Origin of the sequence: Alteromonas sp. AMM-1, assembly GCF_047290655.1 — a bacterium.
GTDB classification, from domain to species: Bacteria; Pseudomonadota; Gammaproteobacteria; order Enterobacterales; family Alteromonadaceae; genus Alteromonas; species Alteromonas mangrovi.
Genome location: NZ_JBLBUE010000220.1, coordinates 1 through 4,841, shown reverse-complemented (window position 1 = coordinate 4,841; position 4,841 = coordinate 1). Strand labels below are relative to the sequence as shown.

The following is a 4,841-nucleotide window of genomic DNA, read 5'->3' as shown; positions in this document are numbered from 1 at the left end:
GCACTAACGGCACTTGATGCCGCTGCATTCAGTCATCCACGAGGCGTGCCCATGCCCGATGTACTGGCCGCATGGAAAGCGCTGAAGGCGCTCATCGTAGTGGGGTATTTTACCTCTGAGATTGGTGCGAGTCAGGCACTGCGATACGTGCTGGTACCAGGGCGTTTCGACCCGGATGTGCCCCTTAGTGACAATCCCAAAGCCTTTTCCACCGACTGGACAGGAGTCAAATACGCATGAGTAGTGAAATGCAATACGATGCCATTGTGGTGGGCTCCGGGATCACCGGTGGCTGGGCGGCCAAATCGCTGACCGAAAAAGGCTTAAAAGTACTGTTGCTGGAACGGGGCGAGAACATACCTCACCGCACCGGTTACAAAAATGAAATGCGCGCGCCCTGGGAAATGCCGTTTCGCGGTGAGGGTGATCAGGCGTATATCGACGAGCACTACCCGGTACAACAACACTCGGGCCATTTAACCGAATGGAACCAGAGCTATTGGGTAGACGACAAAGCGCAGCCTTACCAAACACCGGGCGACAGCCAGTTTCGCTGGATTAGGGGTTATCACCTGGGCGGGAAATCGCTCATGTGGGGCAGGCAGTGCTATCGCTGGAGTGACTATGACTTTAGCGCCAATGCCAATGACGGTCATGGCACCGACTGGCCCATTCGCTATAAGGATATAGCGCCCTGGTATGATCACGTTGAACAGTTTGTTGGAATTTCCGGGGCCAAGGAAGGTTTGCCACAATTACCCGACGGTGAGTTTCAGCCGCCGATGGCGCTCAATGTGGTTGAGCAATACATGCGCGAGCAAATTGCTGCACATTTTCCTGAACGCAGGCTCACCATTGGACGAACGGCAAACCTGACTGAAGGCAAGCTGGACGAGGGCCGTGCGCCATGTCAGAACCGCTCTATTTGTTCACGGGGCTGTTCATTCGGTGCGTATTTCAGTACTCAAAGCAGTACACTACCCGCCGCACAGAAAACCGGTAATTTAACCCTGCTCACCAACAGTATGGCGTCGCGCCTGATTCACGATAACGCATCTAATCGCATTAGCGGCGTGGAAGTGCTCGATACCCAAACCCGCCAAACCACCACTTACCACAGTAAACTGGTGTTTTTGTGTGCGGGGGCGTTTAACTCGGTAGGCTTATTGCTGCGGTCAACGTCTGAGGCGTTTCCAAACGGGTTGGCCAACAGCAGTGGTGTGTTGGGTAAATACATTATGGATCACGCCAGTACCGTTGGCGTGGCGTCGGTTATTCCCGGCTTTAACGACCGTTATTACTACGGTAACCGGCCTACCGGCGTGGTGATCCCGCGGTTTGTGAATTTAGACAAACCGGAAGAAGGCTATACCCGCGGATTCTCCTATCAGGGCGGAGCCTATCGCGCTGGGTGGTCTCGCGGCTACAAGCAAGCAGGTATTGGCGAAGACTTTGCCAACGACTTGCAAGGGCCGGGCGATTGGAAGTTTGTGCTAACCAGTTTCGCCGAGTGTTTGCCTCGAGCCGAAAATCATATCACCCTGGACCCTTCGAGGACCGATGCTGATGGCTTCCCGCAACTGCAAATTCATTTTTCGTTTAGCGAAAATGAACACAGGTTGCTCAAAGCTGCGAAGGAAGAAGCGGCTAAAATGGTCACCGCGGCGGGCGGTAAAGTGTTGTTCGGTTCAGACCGGCCAAACCCAGGCGGCTCCGCCATTCATGAAATGGGTGGCGCGCGAATGGGGCGCGATCCCAATACGTCAGTGTTAAACGGGTATAATCAGGCCCACGATGTGCCCAATTTGTTTGTTACCGATGGCGCGGCAATGGCCTCTTCTGCGTGTCAGAATCCGTCGTTAACCTATATGGCACTTACCGCCAGAGCGGCAGATTACGCCGCATCGCAACTGGCCAAAGGGCTGATTTAATGTTTGTATTGGCGGTGTTCATCGAAGCACCGCTACTTATTCAAGTTGTACACAATGAAAAATGAAATATTTGAACACGTTGACTTTTCCGGTCAGGATTTGTCAGGACAGTATTATTCACACTGTCAGTTTCTTGGTTGCCGGTTTGACCGGTGTGATTTAACCGATGCGATTTTTGAGCATTGCAGTTTTGTGGAACCGGGCGCAGAGGGCGCTTGCTCTTTTAGTTTCAGTAAATTAGCTGACGCGCGCTTCGAGCATTGCAAAATGGCGATGGTAAATTTTAAAGGGGCCGATTGCTTAGGCGTAGTATTTAACCAGTGCGACCTTAAAGGTGCGGATTTTTCTCAGGCAAGTTTTAGCAATCAAATCAATCACAAAACCTTCTTCTGTTCTGCTGTGTTTACGGATTGTAACCTGAGTTACGTCAACCTGTCGCGCGCCAGACTTGAAGACTGCAAGCTATCCGGGAACCGCTGGACCGAGGCAAATCTTAGTGGTGCCAGTTTGCAGGGTTCTGATCTATCCCGGGGGGAATTCTCTCCGGAAAGCTGGTATCAGTGCCAACTGCAAAACGCCGATTTACGTCATTGTGACTTAGTGGGCCTGGATATTCGCAGGGTGGATGTCACCGGTATCAAAATCACTCAGTGGCAGCAGCACGAATTGCTGGCGCAGTTGGGGATAGAGGTTGAGGCTGATTAGCTACTTTATGTGATCTGACTACTTTAATTTGTTCACTCAGAGTCTGAAGTACACAACACGTTCAGACTCAGGACTTCAGAAATATTAAATTAAACGGCAATTTGTCTGATTCGAATATTTCTGAACATTGCCTCTGCCGCTTCAATTTCTAATGCGATACGTCCGCTGGTCAAAGGAGTGAACGCATTTCTGTTGTCACTGCGCTGAACTCGAATGTCGAACAAGGTGTTAATGATCCGGCCATTAACCAGATGCGCTACTTTATCGTTGATGGCGATTATCTCTATTTTGTTCCACTCAAATTCACGCTCAAAGTTCCCGTTTTTTATCACTCTTTGCCGTTCTATATCTCTGCGTGGCTCAGGTGGTGTTGTCATTACAGGTTTAGGATTAACCGGTACTTGATTGGGCCATGCTGGCGTACCGCCCAGATCGGCGCCCGGCCAGCATTGCGCATTGATAAGAATTGCGTCGCCCATGTCACTTTCCTGTAACTGAAACTCTACGCCATTTGGCCAAATTTTATTCACATTCGGATCGAGATGATACAAAACGCCGTTATTGCGTTTAGCAAGACGTCTCGGGTCATAACGGGTGGTACCAAATTTAAACTCCAGACTTAAGTGATAGTTACTGTAGGCGTTTTCCGTAGCAATATAGCCAAATGGGGAAGTAGTGTCTGAATAGGTCTCCGGTGCCAGAATATGAATGATGCCATTTTGAACATTAACGAGTTTACTGGTGTTACTTAAGGCAGACTGCTCATCGAAAATATTCCAACCCTTTAAATCCTGATCGTTAAACAGTGTCTGCCAGTCGCCATCATAGCGGGGTAGCGTATTGGCTTTTGATGCAAAGGCCGGAAGGAAACTCATCAGGCTGAATGCGGTACTACTTTTTAAGAATTGTCTGCGGTTAATCACCAGTAAGTCCCTGTTCGCGACATCTTCAATGGAAGTGAGTAAACTTCAGTAGCGTATAAATTGAAAAAGGCCTGCAACGCACGGGCACTGTGCGGCAGGCCTGAGCTGAGCACTGCTTCTGTTGGGTTTGAAGCAGGCTCGACAACGCGTTACTTGTTTAAAATGTGTTCGCACATTCTGTGATGACGGCGCACCATTTCAAACGCACATACTTCATCGGCATCCCAGAAAGCATGACCTTCCCATTCACTGGACATACTAATGGTGCGGCCTGCTTTAGCAAACACAGGCAGAATACGGTGGTAATCAATCGACGGAGAATCAGTGCACTCCTCATTCACTTCATAGAATTTGCCGTGAATGTGTACTGTGCGATCCAGAATATCTGCCCACTCTTCAGGCTGCTGTCTGCCGAACATAGTAAAGATCAGTTTTGCCTGTGAAATAGGTAGTTCAGGTTCGCCTTGCGCACGGGCCTGCTCTGCAAAAGCCATGTAGCGCTGGAAGGGATGACCATCTGATTCCCAGTGCTGATTAATCAGTTGCTTTCCTGCCTCTGAAAGGCCAACTTGCCCAAGTTTGTCCATCATCCCAGGTGGAATGGCGCGCATACACGAACTAAAGTCCGGCACGAAACCCAGGTATTCAGAGTCGATTTTTTCATACACTTCACGCGTTGCCAGTACTTTAGGGGTATTCGGGCCTTCCGGAGCGTGCACTTCCATGCCCAGTTTTACCTTGGCTTTGGCTGCGATCGGTTCCAGCTTTGTTAGTACTTCTGGTGTTAAGCCAATTTGAATACGCATTACCGGGAATCCCAGTTCGCCAGCCATTTCGATTTGTGGCCGCATGTACTCAACGGATTGATCGGTGTCCATCCACTTCGCTGGATTTAACGCGATATCGGCATTGCCCGCCAGTGAAGTCAGCGTGAGCTCATTGCGTTCAACCGCATCGAGAAAGACCTTTAAGTCCTGTTTGTCGACCTTGTTTGGAAAACCGCGCAAGTTCTGAAAACCGATTAGCTCTAGACCTGGGCCCAGCTTACGACGTCCCACTTCATCGATTAATTGAGGAAGTGTGAATTGACCGGCAAGCCATTCGTTGGTCATAGAATAAATCGTGGTGCCTAACATGATACTCATTGAATAGTTACCTCTTTGCTTACGTCGGTGCGTTGAACCAAGGCGGTGTCCGGTCCGATAATGATGTAGGGAATACGTGTGGCCAAAGACACGTTTACCGTTGCAGTCTCTCCGCTACCTAAATGCGAAGATGTTGG

Annotated in this window: 5 protein-coding genes; 3 read left to right on the top strand and 2 right to left on the bottom strand. The window is 49.9% G+C overall.

Features of this window, described 5'->3' with window-relative positions; all coding sequences use genetic code 11:
- The 3 genes from ACLR2L_RS18915 to ACLR2L_RS18905 form a co-directional block, all read left to right on the top strand.
- A partial coding sequence (locus tag ACLR2L_RS18915; protein ID WP_413370415.1) for a gluconate 2-dehydrogenase subunit 3 family protein occupies window positions 1-240 on the top strand: 240 nt, incomplete at its 5' end.
- On the top strand, window positions 237-1,931 hold the full coding sequence (locus tag ACLR2L_RS18910) for a GMC family oxidoreductase (RefSeq protein ID WP_413370413.1): 1,695 nt from the start codon (window positions 237-239) through the stop codon (window positions 1,929-1,931). The genes ACLR2L_RS18915 and ACLR2L_RS18910, both read left to right, overlap by 4 nt.
- Window positions 1,932-1,985: 54 nt before the next feature.
- Window positions 1,986-2,636 carry a Qnr family pentapeptide repeat protein gene (locus ACLR2L_RS18905; RefSeq protein ID WP_413370411.1) on the top strand — a complete coding sequence of 217 codons (651 nt, stop codon included), beginning with the start codon at window positions 1,986-1,988 and terminating at the stop codon, window positions 2,634-2,636.
- 89 nt (window positions 2,637-2,725) lie between these two features.
- Here the strand turns inward: ACLR2L_RS18905 and ACLR2L_RS18900 are convergent, their stop codons facing one another.
- Both ACLR2L_RS18900 and ACLR2L_RS18895 read right to left on the bottom strand, forming a co-directional pair.
- On the bottom strand, window positions 2,726-3,559 hold the full coding sequence (locus ACLR2L_RS18900; RefSeq protein ID WP_413370409.1) for a DUF1080 domain-containing protein: 834 nt from the start codon (window positions 3,557-3,559) through the stop codon (window positions 2,726-2,728).
- Between the two features lie 149 nt (window positions 3,560-3,708).
- Window positions 3,709-4,704 (bottom strand): sugar phosphate isomerase/epimerase family protein, encoded by a 996-nt coding sequence (locus ACLR2L_RS18895; RefSeq protein ID WP_413370407.1) that lies wholly within the window; start codon window positions 4,702-4,704, stop codon window positions 3,709-3,711.
- Between the last annotated feature and the right edge of the window lie 137 nt (window positions 4,705-4,841).

Bases quoted from the DNA above. Each gene is read 5' to 3' on its own strand.
- ACLR2L_RS18910 (WP_413370413.1), top strand. From the start codon at position 237: ATGAGTAGTGAAATGCAATACGATGCCATTGTGGTGGGCTCCGGGATC.
- ACLR2L_RS18905 (WP_413370411.1), top strand. From the start codon at position 1,986: ATGAAAAATGAAATATTTGAACACGTTGACTTTTCCGGTCAGGATTTG.
- ACLR2L_RS18895 (WP_413370407.1), bottom strand. From the start codon at position 4,704: ATGAGTATCATGTTAGGCACCACGATTTATTCTATGACCAACGAATGG.